Consider the following 24,836-nt stretch of genomic DNA (forward strand, 5'->3'; position numbering starts at 1 on the left):
TCCCTTTCAGACGGCCGCGAGGGCGAGCGACCCAGTGACGACCGCGATGACGGCGGAGGCGTGCTGGGTGAGGAAGAAGTGCCCGCCGTCGTAGACGTGCAGCACCGTGGGCCCGGTCGTGTGCTCGCGCCACGCGTCGGCCTCCTCGACGCTGACCTTCGGGTCGTCGTGGCCGGTGAACGCGGTCACCGGGCAGCGCAGCGGCGCGCCGGGGGTGTACACGTAGGTCTCGGCGGCCTTGTAGTCGTTGCGGACGATCGGCAGCACCGACTGCAGCAGGTCCTCGTCGTCGAAGACCCGGGTGTCGGTGCCGCTGAGGGACTTCATCTCCGCGATGATGCCGGCGTCGTCACGGCGGTGGACGTTTTCGTCGCGCAGCCGGGACGGGGCGCGGCGCCCGGACGCGAACAGGTGCATCGGCTCGCGGCCCTGGGCGGTGAGCCGGCGGGCGACCTCGAACGCGACAGTGGCGCCCATGCTGTGCCCGAACAGCGCGAACGGCCGGTCCAGCCACGGCAGGATCGCCTCGCATGCCTGCGCGGCGAGCTCCCCGATGTCGTCGATGAGCGGCTCGTTGCGGCGTTCCTGCCGGCCCGGGTACTGCAGCGACAGCACGTCCACGCCGGGTCCCGCGTTCGCGGAGACGGGCACGTAGTAGGGCGCGGAGCTGCCGGCGTGCGGGAAGCACACCAGCCGCACGGCCGCGTCGGGGCGCGGGTGGTACCGGCGCACCCACAGGTCGCTGGTGGTCGTGGTGATGCTCATCGTGAACCTCTCAACTCGTCGACCCACTGCCGCACCGCCTGGGCGGTCGAGCCGGCGTGGTGCTCCATCATCGTGAAGTGGTTGCCGGGCACGTCGATCGTCGTGTCCGCGTCCTGCCACGAGGTCTGCCACTCGTGCCGGGCGTAGGGCCCGTCGGGACCGTTGGCGACGATCGGCTCCGAGGAGCGCAGCAGCAGCGTGGGCGTGGCCAGCGGCGCGGGCCGCCAGCCGCCGAACAGGTCGAAGTACCAGCTCATCGCGGTCAGCCGGGCCGAGTCGAGGGTGGTGAAGAGGCCCTGCCGGTCGAACATGCCGTCGATGAGCTCGGCCTGGAACTTGGCCAGGGGCGAGTCCTCGGTCGCCGGGTACGTGTCGAGCAGGACCACGCCGGCGGCCGGGGCGCCGAGGTCGTGCAGGCGGGTCGCGGCGGCGTGCGCGAGCAGCCCGCCGCCGGAGGAGCCGAGCAGGACTGCGGGCCGGTCGCCGACGCATTCGCGGACCAGCTCGGCCTGCATGTCGGTGACGGTCTCCCAGGTGGCGGGCAGGCGCTCGTCGGTGAGGAAGCCGGGCACCGACAGCGCCCACACGTCGTGGGTGTCGCGGAAGCTGGCGGCGAGCCGCGCGTACTGGTGGACGCCGGCGAGCGCGACGAACGAGCTGAAGCAGATCAGCACCGGCCGGTCGGCGGGACCGGAGGTGAGCTTCACCGGCTGGAGCTCACGGCCGAAGTCGGCGCGGGCCTTGAACGTGGGACGCAGCGCGGCGGCGGCGCGCAGCAGCGCGTAGCCCTGGTCGACCTGGCCGTTGCGGCAGGCGTCGCGGAACATCGCCCCGATGCCGTCCTCCCGGCTCTCCTGGACCGGCTCCGCCTTGCGCACCACCACGCTGCCCAGCTGCTGCAGCAGGTGCGTGGTGAGCGCGGCCGGGGTCGGGTGGTCGAAGACGAGCGTCGGGGGCAGCCGCAGCGCGGTGGCGGCGCCGATCCGGTTGCGCAGCTCGACGGCGGTGAGCGAGTCGAAGCCCGCCTCCAGCAGGCTCTGACCCGGCGGGACGGCGTCGGGGGTGGTGAACCCGAGCACCGCGGCGACCTGGGCGCGGACGAAGTCGAGGACCAGGGTTTCGCGACCTTCCGCGGTCTCGGCGGCGAGCCGCTCGGTCAGCGACACCCCGGCCGTGGTCCCCCGCCCGGCCGCCTTCCTCGCCGGTCCCCGCACGAGCCCGCGCAGCAGCGGCGCGACGGCGTCGCCCTTCAGCGCTTGCAGGTCCAGCAGCATCGGCACGGCGAGCGGTTCGGCGCGGCGCACGGCGGCGTCGAACAGGGCGAGGCCGCGGGCCGGGTCGAGGGGCAGCAGGCCGCCGCGGGACATGCGGCGCACGTCGGCGTCGGTCAGGTCGCTGGTCATGCCGCTAGCGGTGATCCAGGGACCCCAGGCGAGCGCGGTCGCGGGCAGGCCGCGGCCGGCCCGGCGCTGCGCCCACGCGTCGAGGTAGGCGTTCGCGGCGGCGTAGTTGCCCTGCCCGGCGCCACCGATGAGCCCGGACACCGACGAGTACACGGCGAACACGGCCAGGTCGTGCCCGGCGGTCAGCTCGTCGAGGTGCGTGACGGCGTCGACCTTCGGCCGCAGCACCGCGGCCAGGCGGGCCGCGTCGAGACCGCCGACGGTGGCGTCGTCGAGGATGCCGGCGGTGTGCACGACCGCGGTCAGCGGCCGGTCGGCGGGCACCGACGCGATGAGCGCGGCGACCGCGTCCCGGTCGGCGACGTCGCAGGCGGCGATGGTCACGTCGGCGCCGAGCGCGGCGAGTTCGGCGCGCAGCTCGGCGGCGCCGGCGGCCTGTTCGCCGCTGCGGCTGGCCAGCAGCAGGTGCCGGATCCCGCTGGTCGCCAGGTGGCGGGCGACCTGCGCGCCGAGCCCGCCGGTCCCGCCGGTGACGAGCGCGGTGTGCTCGCCGCGCAGCGGGGCCGGGAAGGTGAGGACGACCTTCCCGATGTGCCGGGTCTGGCTGATGTACCGGAACGCGTCCCTGGCCCGGCGGACGTCCCAGGCGGTGACCGGCAGCGGCGTGAGGACCCCCTGCTCGAACATGGCGACGAGGTCGCGGAGCATCACGCCGATCCGGTCGGGGCCGGCCTCGATGAGGTCGAAGGCGCGGTAGTGCACGCCCGGGTGGGCGGCGGCGACCGCGTCGGCGTCGCGGACGTCGGTCTTGCCCATCTCCAGGAACCGGCCGCCGCGCGGCAGCAGCCGCAGCGACGCGTCGACGAACTCGCGGGCGAGCGCGTTGAGGACGACGTCGGCGCCGGTGCCGCCGGTCAGCTCCAGGAACTGCGGCTCGAAGGCCAGGGTCCGCGACGAGGCGAGGTGCGTGCCGTCGACGCCGAGCCCGCGCACGACCGGCCACTTGCCGGTGCTCGCGGTGGCGAGGACGTCGGCGCCGAGGTGCCGGGCGAGCTGGACGGCGGCCATGCCGACCCCGCCGGCGGCGGCGTGCACGAGGACCCGCTCCCCCGGGCGGAGACCGCCGAGGTCGACGAGGGCGTAGTACGCGGTGAGGAACACCAGCGGCACCGACGCCGCCTGCGCGTAGGACCAGCCGGCCGGGACGCCGACGATCATGCGGTGGTCGGCGACGGCGACGGGCCCGAACGCGCCGGGGAACATGCCCAGGACCCGGTCCCCGACGGCGAACCCGGTGACGCCGGGCCCGACCTCGGTGACGACGCCGGCGCCTTCCTGACCGAGGGAGCCGGCCTCGCCCGGGTACATGCCGAGGGCGTTGAGCACGTCGCGGAAGTTGACGCCGCCGGCCCGCACGGCGATGCGGACCTGGCCGGCGCGCAGCTCCCCGGCGGCCTCGTCGGCGGGCTCGACGGTGAGGCCTTCGAGGGTGCCGTCCTCGCCGGGGGTGAGCCGCCACGGGCCGTCCGGCGGGGTAAGCTCCTCGGCGCCGTTGACGGTGGCGAGGCGCGGGATCCTGGCCGTGCCGCCCTGCAGGAGCAGCGCGGGTTCGCCGCTGTCGAGGGCGGCGGGCAGCGCCGCCATGGAGTCGGCGGAGGTGTCGAGGTCGACGAGGACGAAGTGTCCGGGGTTCTCCGACTGCGCGGACCGGACCAGGCCGTGCACGGCCGCGGCGGCGGGGTCGCGGACGTCGTCGCCGACGGCTTCGCGGGTGAGGAACACCAGCCGCGACGCCCCGAACGCCGGGTTCTCCAGCCATTCCTGCACGTCAGCGAGCGCCCGCGCGCTCAGCGCGTGGGCGGCGGCGACGGTGTCGGGGGTGCCGGCGCTGACGTGGAAGACGGTCGCGGGGATGCGGGCGCCGTTGTCGGCGGCGGCCGCGAGGGAGGCGAGGTCGGCGTAGGACTCCAGGTGCACCCCCGAGGCGTCCGCCGCGGCGCCGAAGCCCAGGCGGTCCTCGCCGACGACGGCCCAGCGCAGCGCCTGGGGTTCGGCGGCTGCCAGCCGCAGCGGCTGCCAGTCCAGGCGGAGCAGGCCGTCCACGTTGGAGTGCGCGGGCGCGGTCGCGGCCAGTTCCCGCAGGGTCAGGGAGGCCACGGTCGCGACGGGGGCGCCGGCCGGATCGGCGACGGTCACCGACACCGCGTCGGCGCCGAGGGTCTGCAGCCGCACCCGCAGCCGGGTCGCGCCGGCGGCGTGGACGGTGACGCCGGTCCACGCGAACGGGAGCCGCCCGCGGTCGGTGCGGCCGAGTCCGGTGAACGCGACGGCGTGCAGGGCCGCGTCGAGCAGCGCCGGGTGGACGGTGAACCGGTCGGCGTCCTCGGCGGCGTCGCCGGGCAGCGCGACCTCGGCGTAGACATCGTCGCCGACCCGCCACGCCGCTTCGAGGCCCTGGAAGACCGGGCCGTAGCGGAACCCGGCGACGGCGAGCCCGGCGTAGAACCCGTCGAGGTCGACCGGCTCCGCACCGGCCGGTGGCCATTGCGCCGCCGTCGTGGCGGCGTCAGGCTGACCGGTGGTGAGCACACCGGTGGCGTGCAGGGTCCACGGGTGGCCGCCGTCGGCGGGCCGGGCGTGGATCGTGACGGGCCGGGCGTCTGCGTCGCCTTCGGCCGGGTCGACCCGGACCTGCAGCTCCACCGCACCGCGGTCGGGCAGGGTCAGCGGCGCGGCGAGGGTGAGCTCGTCGACGACCGGGCAGCCGACCTCGTCGCCGGCGCGCAGCGCGAGTTCGAGCAGCGCGGTGCCGGGGACGATGACCGCGCCGGGCAGAGCGTGGTCGGCGAGCCACGGGTGGGTGCGGGTCGACAGCCGGCCGGTGAGCACGACGGTGCCGGTGTCGGCGAGGGTGACGGCGGCGCCGAGCAGCGGGTGGTCGGCGGTCGCCAGGCCGGCGCCGGCGAGCCCGGCGGAGACGCCGGTGCCGGGCCGTGGCCAGAAGCGGGTGCGCTGGAACGCGTACGTGGGCAGGGCGGCGGGCACCGCGCCCGGGACCGTGAACGCGGCGGCACGGTCGAGGGCGACGCCTGCGGTGGCGAGCTGTGCGGCGCCGCGCAGGAACGCCTCGGTCTCCGGCTTGTCCCGGCGGGACAGCGCCACGCAGGTGGCGTCCTGCGGCAGGCCGTCCTGGGCCATGGCGGTCAGGACCGCGTCGGGGCCGACCTCGACGAAGCGGGTGTACCCGGCGGCGTGCAGGGCGGCGATCCCGTCGGCGAAGCGGACCGCGTCGCGGACGTGCCGGACCCAGTACCCGGGTTCGGTCAGGTCTCCGGCGGCGGCGAACGTGCCGGTCAGGTTGCTGATCACCGGCAGCCGCGGCGCGCTGTAGGTGACCGTGGCGGCGACCCGGGCGAACTCGGCGAGCATGCCGTCCATCCGGGGCGAGTGGAACGCGTGCGACACCCGCAGCCGCCGGGTGCGCCGGCCGGCCCCGGCGAAGTGGGCGGCGATGCGTTCGGCGGCCGTCTCGTCGCCGGAGACGACGACGGCGCGCGGGCCGTTGACGGCGGCGATCCCGATGGTGTCGTCGAGCAGCGGCAGCACCTCGTCCTCGGTGGCCTGCAGCGCCACCATGGCGCCGCCGGCGGGCAGGGCCTGCATGAGCCCGGCACGGGCGGCGACGAGGCGGCAGGCGTCGTCGAGGTCGAACACCCCGGCGACGTGCGCGGCGACGATCTCGCCGATGGAGTGGCCGATGAGCGCGTCGGCGCTCAGCCCGGCGGATTCCGCGAGGCGGTACATCGCCAGCTCGAACGCGAACAGCGCCGGTTGCGTGTAGCCGGTGCGGTCGAGGGCGTCGCCGCCGGTGAACGCGAGGTCCCGCAGCGGACGGTCCAGGGCCAGGTCGAAGCGGGAGCAGGCGTCGTCGAACGCGGCGGCGAACACCGGGTAGGTGGCGTAGAGGTCCGCGCCCATGCCGTTGCGCTGGGCGCCCTGGCCGGTGAAGAGGATCGCGGTGCGGCCGGGACGCGCGGTGGCGGCACGCACGACGGCCGGGTGTCCCGTCCCGGCGGCAAGGGCCTGCAGTGCGGCGATGAGGGTTTCGGCGTCGGTACCGACGACGGCGGCGCGGTCGGTGAGCAGTGCCCTGCCGGTGGCGAGGGTGGCGGCGACGTCGGCCGGGCGCAGGTGCGGGTGCCGGTCGAGGTGGTCGGCGAGCTGCCCCGCCTGTCCGGTGAGGGCGTCCTCGCCACGCGCCGACAGCAGCAGCGCGACCGGGCCGGCGGCCGGTGCCGGTACACCTGCCGCGGCCGCGACCTGTGGGGCCTCTTCGAGGATGAGGTGGCCGTTGGTGCCGCTGATCCCGAACGCGGACACACCGGCGCGGCGGGGTCCCTGGGCGGGCTGCCAGTCGGCGGTCTCGGTGAGCAGGCGGACGGCGCCGGCGGTCCAGTCGACGTGGCTGGACGGGGTCGCGGCGTGCAGGGTCGGCGGCAGGGTCCGGTGCCGCAGCGCCTGGACGGCCTTGATGACCCCGGCGACGCCGGCGGCGGCCTGCGTGTGGCCGATGTTGGACTTGACGCTGCCGAGCCACAGTGGACGGTCCGCGGGCCGGTCCTGGCCGTAGGTCGCCAGGAGCGCCTGTGCCTCGATCGGGTCGCCGAGGCTGGTGCCGGTGCCGTGCGCCTCGAGCAGGTCGACGTCGGCGGGGCGCAGCCCGGCGGTGGCGAGGACCTGCCGGATGAGCCGCTGCTGGGCGGGACCGTTCGGGGCGGTGAGCCCGTTGGAGGCGCCGTCCTGGTTGATCCCGGCGGCGCGGATGACGGCGAGGACGGTGTGGCCGTTGCGTCGCGCGTCGGAGAGCCGTTCGAGCAGAACCATGCCGGCGCCCTCGCCCCAGTTGGTGCCGTCGGCGTCGTCGGAGAACGCCTTGCACCGGCCGTCGGTGGCGAGCCCGCGCTGGCGGCTGAACGCGATGAACGACCCGGGCGTGGTCATGACGGTGACGCCGCCGGCGAGGGCGAGCTCGCATTCGCCGTTGCGCAGCGCCTGCGCGGCCCAGTGCATCGCGACGAGCGACGAGGAGCAGGCCGTGTCGACGGTGACGGCGGGGCCTTCGAGGCCGAGCGTGTAGGAGATCCGGCCGGACATGACGGCGGCGGTGTTGCCGGTGCCGACGTAGCCTTCGTCGAACGCGGACGCGGCGGCGAGGGTCGCGATGTAGTCCTGGCCGTTGGTGCCGGCGAACACGCCGACCCGTTCGCCGCGGACGGACAGCGGGTCGATGCCGGCGCGTTCGAACGCTTCCCACGCGACCTCGAGCAGCAGCCGCTGCTGGGGGTCCATGGTGAGCGCCTCGCGGGGGGAGATGCCGAAGAACTGCGGGTCGAACTCGGCGACGCCGTCCAGGAAGCCGCCTTCGCGGACGTAGGAGGTGCCGGCGTGGTCGGGGTCCGGGTCGTAGATCCCGTCGAGGTCCCAGCCACGGTCGGCGGGGAATCCGCTGACGGCGTCGCCGCCGCTGACGACGAGGTCCCACAGCGCTTCGGGGGTGCTGACGCCGCCCGGGAAGCGGCAGCTCATGCTCACGATCGCGATGGGTTCGTCGGTGTAGGCCGTGACTTCCTGCTTCGCCGCGACCGTGGTGCCGCCGAGCTCGGTCGCCAGGTGTGCGGCGAGCGCGGTCGCGGTCGGGTGGTCGAACAGCAGCGTGGCGGGCAGTTTGAGGCCGGTGGCGGCGTTGAGCCGGTTGCGCAGTTCGACGGCGGTGAGCGAGTCGAAGCCGAGGTCACGGAACGCCTGCTCCGCGTCGACGGCGTCGGCGCCGCTGTGCCCGAGCGCGGCGGCCGCCTCGGCGCGGACGATGCCGAGCAGCGTGGCGTGCCGGTCGGCGGGGCTCATCGCGGCGAGCTCGTCGCGGAAGGTGCCGTCCACGGGCGCGTCGGCGCTGTCCAGCGCCGCGACCTCGGGCAGGTCGCCGAGCAGCGGGCTGGGCCGCGAGCCGGTGAAGCCTGGCGCGAAGCGGGCCCAGTCGACGTCGGCGACGGTCAGCGTGGTCTCGTCGGCGTCCAGCGCCCCCTGCAGGGCACTGACGGCCAGCTGCGGGTCGAGGACGTGCAGGCCGCGGCGGCGCAGGAACTCCTCCGTGCCCTCCTCTGCGGTGACCATGCCGCCGCCGCCCCACGGGCCCCACGCGATCGCGGTGGCGGTGCGGCCGCGGGCCCGGCGGTGCTGGGCGATGCCGTCCAGGACGGCGTTGGCCGCGGCGTAGGCAGCCTGGCCGCCGCTGCCCCAGGTCGCGGAGATCGACGAGAACAGCACGAACGCGTCGAGGTCGCGGCCGTCGGTCAGCTCGTCGAGGTGGGCGGCGCCGCCGGCCTTCGGCGCGTGGATGGTGTCGAAGTCGGCCCTGGTCATGCCGTCCAGGACCTGCGACTGCGGCACACCCGCGGCGTGCACGACGACCCGCAGGTCCGGCAGCGTTTCCAGGAGCGCGGCGACGGCGACGCGGTCGGAGACGTCGCAGGCGGGGATGGTGACGCGGGCGCCGAGGGCTTCGAGTTCGGCGCGCAGTTCGGCGGCGCCGGGGGTGGCGTCGCCGCGGCGGCTGGTGAGCACGAGGTGGTCGGCGCCGCTCTTGGCGAGCCAGCGGGCGATGTGCGAGCCGAGCGCGCCGGTGCCGCCGGTGACGAGCGCGGTGCCGCGCGGCTTCCAGGCGGGCCCGCCGACGGGGCGCTGAGCTGCTGGGGCGTGCGTGAGCCGGCGGGTGAAGACGCCGGAGCCGCGGACGGCGACCTGGTCCTCGTCGCCCGCCCCGGCCAGGACGGCGGCGATGCGCTGGACGGTGCGGTCGTCGACGGTCTCGGGCAGGTCGATGAGGCCGCCCCAGCGTTGCGGGTATTCGAGGGCGGCGGCGCGGCCGAGGCCCCAGACGCCGGTGTGGACCGGGTCGCGCAGGGGGTCGGACGCGCCGATGGACACGGCGCCGCTGGTGAGCACCCACAGCTTCGCGTCGCCGCTCGTGCGGAGCAGCTCCGTCGTCCACTGGATGTCGTCGCCCTGCAGCGCGACGATGCCGGCGTACGTGCCGTCGGGGATCTCGGTGACCGGCTGTGCGGTGGCGCCGGCGGCGGTGAGCCCTGCGGCGATCCGGCCGGCGAGGGCCTCGGCACCGTTGTGCAGGACCAGCCAGCTGCCGTCGAGGGCGGCGGTCTGGTCGAGGGCGGCGGGCCGCCAGCGGATCTGGTAGCGCCAGGTGTCCACGGTGGAGTGTTCGTCCTTGCGGCGCCGCCACGCGGCGAGTGCCGGGACGAACGGGCCGGCGTCGACGCCGAGCAGGTCGCTGAGGTCGCCGGCTTCGACGGCGGCCCAGAACGCGTCGTCGGCGTGCCCGGTCGCGGTGCCGGCCTTGGGCAGTTCGATGGTCGGCCAGTACTGCTTGTGCTGGAACGCGTAGGTGGGCACGGTCGTCTTGCGGCCGCCGTGCAGGAGCTTGGTCCAGTCGGGTGACCAGCCGGTGACGTGCGCCTGTGCCACGGCGGTGAGCAGGGTGGTGGCCTCGTCGCGGCCCTTGCGCATGGCGGGGATGCCGTCGACCAGGGCGGACAGCACGCCGTCGGGGCCGACTTCCAGGAACCTCGTGACTGCTTTCAGTGTTGCCACGGCATCGGCGAACCGGACCGTGCCGCGGACCTGCTGGACCCAGTACTCCGGGTCGGTGACGTCACCGGTGGAAGTGGTGGCGATCGGGATGACCGGCGGGTTGAACGTCACGGCCCGCAGGACCTCGCGGAACGCGTCGAGCATCCCGTCCATCCGCGCGGAGTGGAACGCGTGGCTCACCCGCAGCCGCTTGGTCTTCTCGAACCCTGCCGCGACCCGCTCAACCGCACCCTCGTCGCCCGAGATCACCACCGCGTCCGGGCCGTTGACCGCGGCGATCTCGGCACCGTCGACCAGCGCTGCGCGGACCTGCTCCTCCGAGGCCTGGATCGCCACCATCGCGCCACCGGCCGGCAGCGCCTGCATGAGACGACCGCGAGCGGTCACCACCTTGCAGGCATCCTCAAGCGACCACACCCCCGCAACGTGCGCCGCCGCCAGCTCACCAATCGAATGACCGAGAAGGAAGTCCGGGCGCAACCCCCAGGACTCCAGCAACCGGTACACCGCGACCTCGACCGCAAACAGCGCAGGCTGCGTCCACTGCGTCTCATCCAGCAGGTCACCCTCGACGTCCCGCAGCCCCTCGATGTGCGCGCACACCTCGTCATACGCCGCAGCGAACACCGGGAACGCCTCGTAGAGGCCGCGACCCATCCCCGACCACTGCGCACCCTGACCCGTGAACAGCATCGCGTTTCCGCCGCCGGCGGCGGCCTTGCCGCGGATCACGGCGTCGCCGAGCACGACGGCCCGGTGGTCGAACGTGGACCTGCCCGTCGCCAGGGAGAATCCAACGTCGGTTGGATTACCGGTGATTCCGCGCAGCCTGGCGACCTGGCCGTCGAGCGCGTGAGCGGTCCGCGCCGACACCGGCCACGGCACCACCGGCAGCGCCGCCGCCGGGGCGGCCACCTCGGCGGGAGGCGCCTCCTCGAGGATGACGTGGGCGTTGGTGCCGCTCATCCCGAACGACGACACGCCCGCGCGGCGCGGCCGGTCGACCTCGGGCCACGGCCGGGTCTCGGTGAGCAGTTCGACGCTGCCCGCCGTCCAGTCGACGTGCGGGGACGGCTCGGTGATGTGCAGGGTCCGCGGCAGCGTCCCGTGCCGCAGCGCCTGGACCATCTTGATGACGCCACCGACGCCGGCCGCCGCCTGCGGGTGGCCGATGTTCGACTTCAGCGACCCGAGCCACAGCGGCGCCTCGCGGTCCTGGCCGTAGGTCGCGAGGAGCGCCTGGGCCTCGATCGGGTCGCCGAGCGGGGTGCCGGTGCCGTGCGCCTCGACGGCGTCGACGTCGGCGGGTGCCAGGCGGGCGTTGGCGAGGGCGCGGCGGATGACCCGCTGCTGGGCGGGGCCGTTCGGGGCGGTGAGCCCGTTGGAGGCGCCGTCCTGGTTGACGGCGCTGCCGCGGATGACGGCGAGGACGGTGTGCCCGTTGCGCCGCGCGTCGCTGAGCCGTTCGAGGAGCACCATGCCGGCACCCTCGGACCAGCTGGCGCCGTCGGCGGCGGCGGAGAACGGCTTGCACCGCCCGTCGGGGGCGAGGGCCCGCTGCCGGCTGTAGTCGATGAGCGACACGGGTGTCGACATGACGGTGACGCCGCCGGCGAGGGCGAGGGTGCAGTCGCCGGCGCGCAGCGACTGGATCGCCCAGTGCAGCGCGACCAGCGACGACGAGCACGCGGTGTCCACCGACACGGCGGGTCCTTCGAGCCCGAACGTGTACGCGATCCGGCCGGACAGGACGCTGAACGAGTTGCCGCTGCCGATCAGGCCCTCCGCGGACTCCTTCGCGAGCATCAGCAGGCCGACGTAGTCCTGGTAGGTGACGCCGGCGAACACGCCGGTCTGGCTGCCGCGCAGCGACACCGGGTCGATGCCGGCGTGCTCGACGGCCTCCCACGAGGTCTCCAGCAGCAGCCGGTGCTGCGGGTCCATGGCGAGCGCCTCGCGGGGCGAGATGCCGAAGAACGCGGGGTCGAAGTCGCCGGCGTCGTGCAGGAATCCGCCGCCCTGCGCGTAGCAGGTGCCGGGCGCGTCGGGGTCTGGGTTGTAGAGCGCCTCGACGTCCCAGCCGCGGTTCGTCGGGAACGGGGTGATGGCGTCGCCGCCGGCCACGACGAGGTTCCACAGGTCATCGGCGCTGTTGACGTCGCCCGGGTAGCGGCACGCCATGCCGACGATCGCGATCGGCTCGTCGACCGTCGCGGACACCGTCTCCGGCTCGGCGACCTCCTCCGGCAGGCCCAGCAGCTCCTGCCGCAGGTGCGCGGCGACAGCGGCCGGGGTCGGCTGGTCGAAGACGAGCGTTGCGGGGAGCCGGACCCCGCTGGCCTCGGTGAGGGCGTTGCGCAGTTCGACGGCGGTGAGGGAGTTGACGCCGAGGTTCTTGAACGGCTGGTCTGCCTCGACGGCGCTCGCGTCGGCGTGGCCGAGGACGGTGGCGGTGCGTTCCCGGACCAGGTCGGTGAGGAGCGTGCGCTGGTCGGCCTCGGTGAGGCCGGCGAGCCGTTGTCCGAGGGCGTTCCCGGCCGGTGCAGTGGCGGCCGTCCTTCTGCGGGCCGTGGCTGCTCCTGTTCGCTGTTGCGGCGTCGGTACCGCCACCGCCGGCTCGACGATCGCCGCCTCGACGGTCGGGGCCTTGCCGGTCGGCCGCATCACGAGCGCGTCGACGGAGACGACCGGGGCGCCGGTCGGGTCGGCGGCCAGGATGGTGACGGCGCCCGGGCGACCCGTCGGGGTGAGGCGCACCCGCAGCCGCTGGGCTCCGGTGGCGTGGAGCGTGAACCCGTTCCACGCGAACGGCAGCAGGTCACCGTCGAGGCCCGGCAGCACGCCGAGGGCGAGGCCGTGCAGGGCCGCGTCGAGCAGCGCGGGGCGCAGCCAGAACTCGTCGTCGCCGGGCTGCGGCTCGACGTCGACCTCGGCGTAGAGGCTGTCGCCGGACCGCCACGCGGCGCGCAGCCCCTGGAACGCCGGGCCGTAGGCGAATCCCGCCTCCTCCCACCGCTCGTACAGCGACTCCACGGCGACGGGCTCCGCGCCCGCCGGCGGCCACTGCGCCAGCTGCTCTCCCGCGGGCGCCGAGCTGGTGGAGGCGCTGCCGTGGGCGTGCCGGGTCCAGGGCCCGTCGTCGGCGCGGCTGAACACCGTGACCGGCCGGGCGCCGAGCCGGTCGAGGTCGCCGACCGCGACCTGCAGCTCCACCGTCCCGGATCCGGGGACCGGCAGGGACGCCTCGAGGACGAGCTCGTCGAGGCGGTCGCAGCCGGCCTCGTCGGCGGCGCGCACGGCGAGGTCGACGAGGACGGCGCCGGGCACGTACGCGACGCCGTGGACGACGTGCTGGGCCAGCCACGGGTGCCGGTGGACGGAAGCCTTGCCGGTGACGAGGATCCCGTCGCCGCCGGCGACCGGGACGACCGTCGTCAGCAGCGGGTGCCCGATGCCGGGCCCGCCCCGCTCGGGGGTGTCGAGCCAGTACCGCTGCCGCTGGAACGCGTACGTCGGCAGGTCTACGCGGCGCCCGCCGGCCAGGAGCCGCGTCCAGTCCGGCGACCAGCCGGTGACGTGGGCGCGAGCGACGGCGGTCATGAGGGTGACGACCTCTTCGCGGTCCTTCCGCATGGCGGGGATCCCGTCGACCATCGCCGACAGCACCCCGTCCGGGCCGACCTCCAGGAACCTGGTCACGCCCTTCGCCTTCAGGCTGTCGACTGCGTCGGCGAAGCGGACCGTCCCGCGGACCTGCGCGACCCAGTACTCCGGGTCGGTCACGTCGCCGGTGGACGTCGTCGCGATCGGAATCCAAGGCTTGTTGAATTCCACAGTGGCCAGGACCTCGCGGAACGCGTCGAGCATCCCGTCCATGCGTGCCGAATGGAACGCGTGACTCACCTTCAGCCGGCGCGTCTTGGCGAACCCTTGCGCCACCGCCTCGACCGCGCTCTCGTCGCCGGAGACCACGACCGCGTCCGGCCCGTTGACCGCGGCGATCTCGGCACCGTCGACCAGAGCCGCGCGGACCTGCTCCTCGGAAGCCTGGATCGCCACCATGGCGCCACCGGATGGCAGCGCCTGCATGAGACGGCCGCGAGCCTCCACCACCTTGCAGGCGTCCTCAAGCGACCAGACCCCGGCGACGTGGGCCGCGGCCAGCTCACCGATCGAATGACCGAGGAGGTGATCGGGGCGCAGACCCCAGGACTCCAGCAGCCGGTACACCGCGACCTCAACCGCGAACAGGGCAGGCTGCGTCCACTGCGTCTCATCCAGCCGCGCATCGTCCACCTCGACGTGGGCGCGCACCTCGTCATACGCCGCGGCGAACACCGGGAACGCCTGGTACAGGCCGCGGCCCATCCCCGACCACTGCGCACCCTGACCGGTGAACAGCATCGCGTTCCCGCCGTCGCGGGCCCGGCCGCGGATCACCGTGTCGCCGAGCAGGACGGCCCGGTGTTCCAGCGCCGACCGGCCGGTGGCGAGGGAGTAGCCGACGTCGAGCGGGTCGAGGTCGGCGACCGTGCGCAGCCGGTCCAGCTGGGCGTCGAGGGCGTCCGCGGTGTGCGCCGCAACGGGCAGTGGCACCAGGGGCACCAAGGGCACGACCGGCAGCGGCGGGCCGGCCGGCTCATCCGCCGCCGGTGCCTGCTCGACTGCCTGCTCGATGATGACGTGGGCGTTGGTGCCGCTGACGCCGAACGCGGACACGCCGGCGCGGCGCGGCCGGTCCAGGGCGGGCCAGTCGCGGGCCTCGGTGAGCAGCTCGACCGCCCCCTCGGACCAGTCGACCTTGCTGGACGGGGCGTTGACGTGCAGCGTGCGGGGCAGGACGCCGTGCCGCAGCGCCATGACGGTCTTGATGACCCCGGCGACGCCGGCGGCGGCCTGGGTGTGGCCGATGTTCGACTTCAGCGACCCGAGCCACAGAGGGGTCTGCCGGTCCGCGCCGTAGGTGGCGAGGAGCGCCTGCGCCTCGATGGGGTCGCCGAGGCTGGTGCCGGTGCCGTGTGCCTCGACCGCGTCGACGTCGGCGGGGCGCACGCCGGCGTCGGCGAGCGCGGCTCGGATGACCCGCTGCTGCGCGGGACCGTTCGGGGCCGTCAGACCGTTGGAGGCGCCGTCCTGGTTGACCGCGGAGCCGCGAACGACGGCCAGGACGGGGTGTCCGTTCGCCACGGCGTCGGAGAGCCGCTCGACCAGCAGGAGGCCGACGCCCTCGCCCCAGCCGGTGCCGTCGGCGTCGTCGGAGAACGCCCGGCAGCGGCCCTGCGCGGCGAGGCCGCCCTGCCGGCTGAACTCGGCGAACACCCCCGGGGTCGCCATGACCGTCACGCCGCCGGCGACGGCGAGCGTGCACTCGCCACGACGCAGCGCCTGCACGGCCAGGTGCAGCGCCACCAGCGACGACGAGCACGCGGTGTCGATCGTGACGGCCGGTCCTTCGAGCCCGTACGTGTAGGAGAGCCGGCCGGACAGGACGCTGCCCGAGTTGCCGGTGAGCAGGTGCCCGGCGAGCTCGTCGGGGACCGTGGTGAGGTTCGACGCGTACCCGGACGGCGACGCCCCGACGAACACGCCGGTGCCGCTGCCCTTGAGGGACGCGGGGTCGATCCCGGCGCGTTCGAACAGCTCCCACGACGTCTCCAGCAGCAGCCGCTGCTGCGGGTCCATCGCCAGGGCCTCACGCGGCGAGATGTTGAACAGCCCGGCGTCGAAGAGGGCGGCGGTGTCGAGGAACCCGCCCTCGGTGGTGGTGCTGTGGCCTTCGTGCCCCGGCCCGTACAGGCCGGCGACGTCCCACCCGCGGTCGCCTGGCATGCCGGCGACGGCGTCGGTGCCGTCGACGACCAGCCGCCAGAGGCTCTCGGCGTCGCTGACGCCGCCGGGGAAGCGGCAGCTCATGGCGACGATCGCGATCGGCTCGTCGGTCGGGCCGCTCGTGACGTTGGCGATGGCGGTCTCGCCGATCCCGTCCGGCTGCAGGACGGTGGCGAGGTGGCGGGCGACGGCACGGGCAGTCGGGTGGTCGAAGACGAGGGTCATCGGCAGCCGCAGCCCGGTCGCCGCGCCGAGCCGGTTGCGCAGCTCGACGGCGGTGAGGGAGTCGAAGCCGAGCTCCCGGAACGGGCGGCCCGCCTCGAGGTCGCCCGCTCCGCCGAGCCGCAGGACGGCGGCGGCCTCGGCCCGGACCAGGTCGAGCAGCAGGGCGTCGCGTTCCGTGGCGGTCAGCGGCGCGAGCCGGTCCCGCAGTGCCGCGCTGCCGTCGGTGGCGGCGGCTGCTGTACCGGCGGCCGTCAGCTCGGCGACGCCGGGCAGGTCGCCCAGCAGCGGGCTCGGTCGCGCGGCGGTGAACGCGGGCACGAACCGGGTCCAGTCGATGTCGGCGACCGTGATGACGGCGTCGCGGCCCGCGGCGGCACCGGCGAGCGCGGCCAGGGCCGTCTCCGGCGGCATCGGCCGGATCCCCCGGCGGAGCAGGGCGTCGCGGCTGGCGTCGTCGGCGGCCATGCCGCTGCCGGCCCACGCGCCCCACTGGACGGCGGTCGCGGCGAGGCCACGGGCCCGTCGGTCCTCGGCGACGGCGTCGAGGACGGCGTTGCCCGCGGCGTACGCGGCCTGTCCCCCGCTGCCCCAGGCGGCCGCGATCGAGGAGAACAGCACGAACGCGTCGAGGTCCCGGCCGGCGAGCAGCTCGTCGAGGTGCTGTGCCCCGGCGGCCTTCCCGGCGTAGACGGCGGCGAAGCCTCCGAGGTCCATGTCCGGCAGCGCCTGCGACTGCGGCAGCCCGGCGGCGTGCACGACGGCCCTGATAGGTCCGGCCACGCCGGCGCTGCCAACGGCGGCGGTCAGGGTCGCTTCGACCTCGGTGAGCATGGTGGCGACGGCGTCGCGGTCGGCGAGGTCGCAGGCGACGATCGTGACGCCCACGCCGAGGGCGGTCAGCTCCGCGCGGAGCTCGTCGGCGCCGGGGGCGTCCGGGCCGCGGCGGCCGGCGAGGACGAGGTGGGTGGCGCCGCGGCCCGCCAGCCAGCGGGCGACGCGGCCGCCGAGCGCGCCGGTGCCGCCGGTGACGAGGACGGTGCCGGAGGGCTGCCAGTCGCCGACGGCGTCGGTGGGCGGCGCGGCGACGAGGCGCCGGCCGAAGACACCGCCCGGCCGGATCGCGACCTGGTCCTCGTCGCCGCCGCCGGTGAGCACGGCGGCGAGCCTGCGCAGCGCCGCGTCGTCGAGGCCGTCCGGCGTCGTGCCGCCGGCCTCGGCCGGCGTGGGTGCCGGGCTCGCGGGCAGGTCGATGAGCCCGCCCCAGCGGCCGGGGTGTTCCAGGCCGATTACGCGGCCGAGACCCCAGACGGCCGCCTGCGCCACGGCGCGGAGCGGGTCGCCCGGACCGGTCGAGACTGCGCCCGCGGTGACGCACCACAGCGGGGCGTCGACGGCGAGGTCGCCGAGGGCCTGGGCGAGCAGCAGCGTCGCGGCGGTCCCGGCGGTGAGGTGCGGCTGGTCCGGGTGGGGCCGTTCGTCGAGGGCGAGGAGCGACAGGATGCCGGAGGTTGCCGGTACCGACGCCAACGCCGCGGCAAGCGTGGTGCGGTCCGCCGTGGCGGTGTCGACGGTCACGGGCGTGACGTCGAGTCCGAGCCGGCCGAGCCCGTCGGTCGCGGTGTGCCCCGCCGGGATCAGTGCCAGCCACGGACCCGACGCCTTCGGGGCGGGCGGCTCAACGGGCTTCCACGTCGTGCGGAGCCGCCAGCCCGCGATCGCGGCGCCGGTGCGCTGCTCGGCGTGCCAGGCGGTGAGGGCGGGCAGCAGCGGCCCGAGCGTCTCGGGCTCGACGCGCAGCGTGGTGGCGAGGCCTTCGAGGTCGGCGTGTTCGACGGCGTCCCAGAAGCGGCCGTCGAGCGTGCCCGCCGTGGCCGTGACGGGCTTGAGGGTGGGCCAGTAGCGGGTGTGCTGGAAGGCGTACGTGGGCAGTTCGACGGTCCGGGCGCCGCTGCCGGCGAAGACCGCGCCCCAGTCGACCGTGCCGCCGCCGGCCCACAGCTGGGCGAGGGCGGTGAGGAAGCGGCCCGACCCGCCGTCGTCGCGGCGCAGCGTGCCGGTGACGACCGCCTCGGACCCGGCGCTGTCGAGGGTCTCCTGGACCCCGACGGTCACCACGGGGTGCGGGCTGACCTCGACGAACGCGGTGAACCCTGCGCCGGCGAGGGCGCGGATGGCGGGTTCGAACTCCACGGTCTGCCGCAGGTTCGTGAACCAGTACGCCGCCGAGCCGGGCACGACGTCGCCCGCGTCGGCGACCGTCGAGTGGAACGGGATGCGCGGCTCGGTGGGTGTCACCGGGGCGAGCACGTCGAGCAGCGTGTCGCGGATCGCCTCGACGTGCGCGGAGTGAGAGGCGTAGTCGACGTCGATGCGGCGGGCCCGCACGTCGTCGGCCGCGCAGGCGGCGAGCAGCTCGCCGATCGCGTCGACGTCGCCGGACACGACGACCGAGGTGGGTCCGTTGACCGCGGCGACCGACAGCCGCCCGGGCCAGGCAGCGATGCGGCGCTGGACCTCCTCGACGGGCGCGGACACCGACATCATGCCGCCGTGCCCCGCCAGCTCCAGCAGGGCCTGGCTGCGCAGCGCGACGACGCGGGCCGCGTCGGGCAGCGTGAGGAGCCCGGCGACGCAGGCGGCGGCGATCTCGCCCTGGCTGTGGCCGACGACGGCCGCCGGCTCGACGCCGTGGGCGCGCCACAGTTCGGCGAGGGAGACCATGACGGCGAACAGGACCGGCTGGACGACGTCGACCCGGTCGAGGGACGGCGCGCCGGGGTTGCCGCGCAGCACGTCGGTGAGCCGCCAGTCGACGAACGGCTGGAGTGCCTCCTCGCAGTGGCCGATGTGGTCCCGGAACACGGGCGCGGTGTCGAGAAGGTCGACGGCCATGCCGGCCCACTGCGAGCCCTGCCCGGGGAACAGGAACGCGACCTTCCCCGCCGGTGTGGCGTGGCCCGTCACGGCGCCGGTGGTGGGCGTGCCGTGGGCGAGGTCGGTGAGGTGTCGCAGCAACGTGTCGCGGTCGGGACCGGTGACGACGGCGCGGTGCGGGAGGGCGCCACGGGCGGTGGCGAGGCTGTGCCCGATGTCGGTGGCGCCGAGTTCCGGGTGTTCGCTGATGTACGCGTGGAGCCGCTCCGCCTGGCCGCGGAGCCCGCCGGCGGACCGGGCGGACAGCAGCCACGGCACCGCCGGCAGGTCCACCGTGGACTGATCCTGCTCCGGCGCCTGTTCCGGGGCCTGTTCTGGGGCCTGTTCTGGGGCCTGTTCTGGGGCCTGCTCGAGGATGACGTGGGCGTTGGTGCCGGACACGCCGAACGACGACACCCCGGCGCGGCGCGGGCGGCCGGTCTCCGGCCACGCGACCGCCTCGCGCAGCAGCTCGACCCGGCCCGCGGACCAGTCGACGTGGGACGACGGGGTGGTGACGTGCAGGGTCCGGGGCAGCATCTGGTGTTGCAGGGCGAGGACCATCTTCATGATCCCGGCGACGCCGGCGGCGGCCTGGGTGTGGCCGAGGTTCGACTTCACCGATCCCAGCCACAGCGGGGTCTGCCGGTCCTGGCCGTAGGTGGCGAGGAGTGCCTGGGCTTCGATCGGGTCGCCGAGGCTCGTGCCGGTGCCGTGTGCCTCGACGGCGTCCACATCGGACGGCTGGAGGTCCGCGGCGGCGAGCGCGGCCCGGATCACTCGCTGCTGCGACGGGCCGTTCGGGGCCGTCAGACCGTTGGACGCGCCGTCCTGGTTGACCGCAGTTCCGCGAACGACGGCCAGGACCGGGTGGCCGTTGGCGACCGCATCGGAGAGCCGCTCGACGAGGAGCAGGCCGACGCCCTCGCCCCAGCCGGTGCCGTCGGCGTCGTCGGAGAACGCCTTGCAGCGGCCGTCGACGGACAGGCCGCGCTGCCGGGAGAACTCGACGAACAGGCCGGGCGTGGACATGACGGTGACGCCGCCGGCGAGGGCCATGCCGCACTCGCCGCGGTGCAGCGCCTGGACGGCGAGGTGCAGCGCGACGAGCGACGCGGAGCACGCGGTGTCGACGGTGACGGCGGGTCCTTCGAGCCCGAACGTGTAGGAGAGCCGCCCGGAGACGACGCTGGCGGCGTTGCCGGTGCCCTGGTAGCCCTCGACGTTCTCGGTGGCGTGGGCGAGGACGGCGCCGTAGTCCTGCCCGTTGGTGCCGACGAACACGCCGGTGGCCGTCCCGCGCAGCGAGGCCGGGTCGATCCCGGCGCGTTCGAACAGCTCCCACGACGACTCCAGCAGCAGCCGCTGCTGCGGGTCCATCGCCAGGGCCTCACGCGGCGAGATGCCGAAGAACCCCGCGTCGAATCCCGCGACCCCGGGCAGGAACGCGCCTGCGCGCGTGTACGAGGTGCCGGTCCGCTCCGGGTCGGGGTCGAAGAGGCCGTCGAGGTCCCAGCCGCGGTCGGCGGGGAACTCCCCCATCGCGTCGCGGCCGTCGGCGAGCAGCTCCCACAGGGTCTCCGGGGAGGTGACGCCGCCGGGGAACCGGCCGGCCATGGCGACGATCGCGATCGGCTCGTCGGTGCGGGTGGCCGCGGCGGGCTTTGTTGCGGCCGGGTCAGTACCGGCGAGGGTGTCGAAGAGGTGCTGGGCGAGCACCTCGGGCGTCGGGTAGTCGAACACCAGCGTCGACGGCAGGCTGAGCCCGGTGGCACTGCCGATCGCGTTGCGGAGCTCGACCGCGGTCAGCGAGTCGAACCCGAGGTCGCGGAACGCCCGGTCGACGCCGACGGCGCCGGTGCCGGCGTGGCCGAGGACGGCGGCGGCGCGTTCCCTGACGAGGTCGAGCAGCATCGCCCGCCGTTCGGCCGCGGGCAGCGCGGCGAGCGGCGACGCCGCCTCGGCGGTGCTGTCGCGGGCGGGGGCCAGGCCGGCGATGAGGGGTGCGGGCCGGTTTGCCGTGAACGCGGGCGCGAACGTGTCCCAGTCGATGTCGGCGACGACGAGCGTGGCGTCGGCTCCGGCCCGGGCGAGCGCGGTGACGGCGGTGGCGGGGTGCATCGGGCGTACGCCGCCGCGGCGGTGCCGCTCGCCGAGGTCGCCCGCCATGCCGGCGCCGGCCCAGCTACCCCAGGCGATGGAGACGGCGGGGAGCCCGGCGGCGCGGCGCTCCTCGGCGATCGCGTCCAGGGCGGCGTTCGCGGCGGCGTAGTTGCCCTGACCCGCCGACCCCACCGATCCGGCGAACGACGAGAACAGCACGAACGCGTCCAGTGGCAGGTCCCTGGTGGCGGCGTCGAGGTGGCGGGCGCCGTCGACCTTCGCCGCCATCACCGTCGCGATCCGCTCCGGCGTCAGGGCGTCGACGGTCCCGTCGTCCAGGACACCGGCAGCGTGGATGACCGCGTTCGGCGTGTAGCGGGCGACCAGGTCGGCGACAGCGGCAGGATCGGTGACGTCCGCGGCAACAACCTCGACACCGTCCACCTGTACAGCGTCAGATCCGCGACGGCCGACCAGCACAACCCTGGAAGCGCCTTCCGCGGTCAGCCACCTCGCGACGTGCCCGCCGAGGGCGCCGGTGCCGCCGGTGACGAGCACCGTCCCGGATGGGCGCCACCCTTGCGTCGCGGCGGCCCTGGCGAGACGCCGGCCGTGACCGATGCCCGACCGGATGGTGACCTGGTCCTCGGTGCCGGTCAGGACGCTCGGCAGCAGCGACAGGTCGGCGTCGCCGTCGAGGTCGACGAGCCCGCCCCACCGGTCCGGGTGCTCCAGGGCGACGACCCGGCCGAGGCCCCACACGGCGCGCTGGGCCGGGTCGGTGGCCGCGCCTCGGGTCAGGCACCACAGCGGCCCTTTGTCGCCGAGCGACTGCACGATGGTGAGCGCCTCGGCCGCGTCGGCGGGCAGTGCCACCACACCCGCGAACGAGCCGTCAGGGAGACCGCTGTGAACGGCGGGCACGGTGACCGTCTCGGCGCCCGCCGCCGCCAGAGCCGCCACCACCGCCTCGGAGCCGCCACCGACCACGAGCCACGTGCCGGTGAGCGTCGCTTCGCGGTGCGGCAGCGGCACCCACTCCTCGCGATACAACCACTCGTCCACAGTGGACTTCCGGTGTCGCCACCTGGTGAGGGCGTCGAGGTCGCCGGACTCGACGGCGGTCCAGAACTCGGCGTCGACCTGGATGCTCCGGCGGACGGTCGGCCAGTACCGCTGCCGCTGGAACGGGTACGTGGGCAGGTCGACGCGGCGTCCCCCGGCGAGCAGCTGGGTCCAGTCGGGCGACCAGCCGGTGACGTGGGCGCGGGCGACGGCGGTCATCAGCGTGAGCGGCTCGTCGCGACCCTTCCGCATGACGGGGATCCCGTCGACCATCGCCGACAGCACCCCGTCCGGACCGACCTCCAGGAACCTCGTGACGCCCTTCGCCTTCAGGTTCTCGACGGCGTCGGCGAACCGGACCGTCCCCCGAACCTGCCTGACCCAGTACTCCGGGTCGGTGACATCACCGGTCGACGTGGTCGCGATCGGAATCCCCGGCTTGTTGAATTTCACCGTGGCCAGGACCTCGCGGAACGCGTCGAGCATCCCGTCCATGCGTGCCGAATGGAACGCGTGACTCACCTTCAGCCGACGCGTCTTGGCGAACCCATTGGCTACCGCTGCGACGGCTTCCTCGTCACCGGACACGACCACGGCGTCCGGGCCGTTGACGGCGGCCAGCGAAACACCGTCGACCAGCGCCGCGCGGACCTGCTCCTCGGAAGCCTGGATCGCGACCATCGCGCCGCCCCGTGGCAGCGCCTGCATCAACCGGCCCCGCGCTTCGACCACCTTGCAGGCGTCCTCAAGGGACCAAACCCCGGCAACGTGCGCCGCGGCCAGCTCACCGATCGAGTGACCGAGCAGGTAGTCGGGGCGCAGACCCCACGACTCCAGCAACCGGTACACCGCGACCTCAACCGCGAACAACGCCGGCTGCGTCCACTGCGTCTCATCCAGCCGCGCATCGTCCACCTCGACGAGCGCACACACCTCGTCAAACGCCGCAGCGAACACCGGGAACGCCTCGTAGAGACCGCGACCCATCCCCGACCACTGCGCACCCTGACCGGTGAACAGCATCGCGTTTCCGCCGGCGGTGACCTGCCCGCGGATGACCGTGTCGCCGAGCAGGACGGCCCGGTGCTCGAGTGCGGACCGGCCGGTCGCAAGGGAGTGCCCGACGTCGACGGGGTCGAGTCCCGCCACGGTCCGCAGCCGGTCGACCTGTGTGTCGAGGGCGTCGGCGGTGTGCCCCGAGAGCGGCCACGGCACCACCGGCAGCGACGGCGGAGCGTCGGCCGGGACTGGTGCGGGCGCCTGCTCCAGGATCACGTGGGCGTTCGTGCCGGAGACACCGAACGACGACACCCCGGCGCGGCGCGGACGGTCGGTGTCCGGCCAGGCCCGCGTCTCCGTGAGCAGGCGCACCGCGCCCGCGGACCAGTCCACGTGGGACGAGGGGGCGGTGACGTGGAGGGTGCGGGGCAAGACGCCGTGCTGGAGCGCGAGGACCATCTTGATGATCCCGGCGACGCCGGCGGCGGCCTGGGTGTGGCCGAGGTTCGACTTCACCGACCCGAGCCACAGCGGCTCGTCGCGGCCCTGCCCGTAGGTGGCGAGCAGCGCCTGCGCCTCGATCGGGTCGCCGAGGCTCGTGCCGGTGCCGTGCGCCTCGACAACGTCGACCTCGGTGGCGGCGACCCCGGCGGCGGCGAGCGCGGCGCGGATGACCCGCTGCTGCGCGGGACCGTTCGGGGCCGTCAGACCGTTGGAGGCGCCGTCCTGGTTGACGGCGGAGCCGCGCACGACGGCGAGGACCGGGTGGCCGTTGGCGACGGCGTCCGACAGCCGCTCCAGGAGCAGGACGCCGACGCCCTCGCCCCAGCCGGTGCCGTCGGCGTCGTCGGAGAACGCCTTGCAGCGGCCGTCGACGGACAGGCCGCGCTGCCGGGAGAACTCGACGAACACGCCCGGGGTCGACATGACGGTGACGCCGCCGGCCAGCGCGAGCCGGCACTCGCCGCGGCGCAGCGCCTGCGTCGCCAGGTGCACGGCGACGAGCGACGCGGAGCACGCGGTGTCGACGGTGACCGCGGGACCTTCGAGCCCGAACGTGTACGACAGCCGCCCGGAGACGACGCTGGCGGCGTTGCCGGTGCCGAGGTATCCCTCGACGTTCTCCTCGGCGTGGGTGAGGAGGTTCAGGTACTCCTGGCCGTTGGTGCCGACGAACACACCGGTGGCGGTGCCGCGCATGGCCCGCGGGTCGAGGCCGGCGCGTTCGAACACCTCCCACGACGTCTCCAGCAGCAGTCGCTGCTGCGGGTCCATCGCCAGGGCCTCGCGCGGCGAGATGCCGAAGAGCGCGGCGTCGAACCCGGCGGCGTCGTCCAGGAACCCGCCGACCCGGGTGTAGGTGCTACCCGGCCGGTCGGGGTCGTCGTCGAAGAGCGCGTCGAGGTCCCAGCCACGGTCGGCCGGGAAGTCACCGATCGCGTCCCGGCCGTCCACCAGCAGCTGCCACAGGTCCTGCGGCGACGCGACGCCGCCGGGGAACCGGCAGCCCATCGCCACGATCGCGATGGGCTCCTGCTGGGCGGCCTCCAGCTCCCGCAGCCGCGCCCGGGTCTGGTGGAGGTCTCCGGTCACCCATTTCAGATAGTCCCGGAGTTTGTCCTCGTTCATGACAACCCCACCCGTCGCCCCGGGCTCACCTCATGACCGACCGAGTTCCTCGTGGATGAACGAGAAGAGCTCGTCGTCCGTCGCCGCGTCGAACCGCAGTGAGGTGGCCGATTCTGATTCCGTCGTGCGCGCCTTGTCGAGCTTCGAAAGCATCACATGCAGCCGGGTGCGCACGGCAGCGTGCAGGTCATCCTCTGGGGAAATCACCGAAATCAGGTTTTCGACCTTGTCGAGGTCCGC

General features: G+C 74.7%; 2 protein-coding genes. Both read right to left on the minus strand.

Translation table 11 applies throughout. The features are described from left to right. Window positions 1-6 precede the first annotated feature (6 nt). The gene (locus tag ACQEVZ_RS01640) at window positions 7-765 is read right to left on the minus strand and encodes a thioesterase II family protein (RefSeq protein ID WP_433360251.1); all 759 of its coding nucleotides are present in this window, start codon (window positions 763-765) and stop codon (window positions 7-9) included. After that, entirely contained in the window at window positions 762-24,596 is a 23,835-nt protein-coding gene (locus tag ACQEVZ_RS01645; protein ID WP_433360254.1) for a type I polyketide synthase, read from the minus strand. Before ACQEVZ_RS01645 ends, ACQEVZ_RS01640 begins: the two co-directional genes overlap by 4 nt. Between the last annotated feature and the right edge of the window lie 240 nt (window positions 24,597-24,836).

The sequence above is a fragment of the Dactylosporangium sp. CA-152071 genome, assembly GCF_050936335.1.
Lineage (GTDB): Bacteria > Actinomycetota > Actinomycetes > Mycobacteriales > Micromonosporaceae > Dactylosporangium > Dactylosporangium maewongense.

Excerpts from the sequence above, each read along its gene's own strand:
- ACQEVZ_RS01640 (WP_433360251.1), bottom strand. The coding sequence starts at position 765 with ATGAGCATCACCACGACCACCAGCGACCTGTGGGTGCGCCGGTACCAC.
- ACQEVZ_RS01645 (WP_433360254.1), bottom strand. The coding sequence starts at position 24,596 with ATGAACGAGGACAAACTCCGGGACTATCTGAAATGGGTGACCGGAGAC.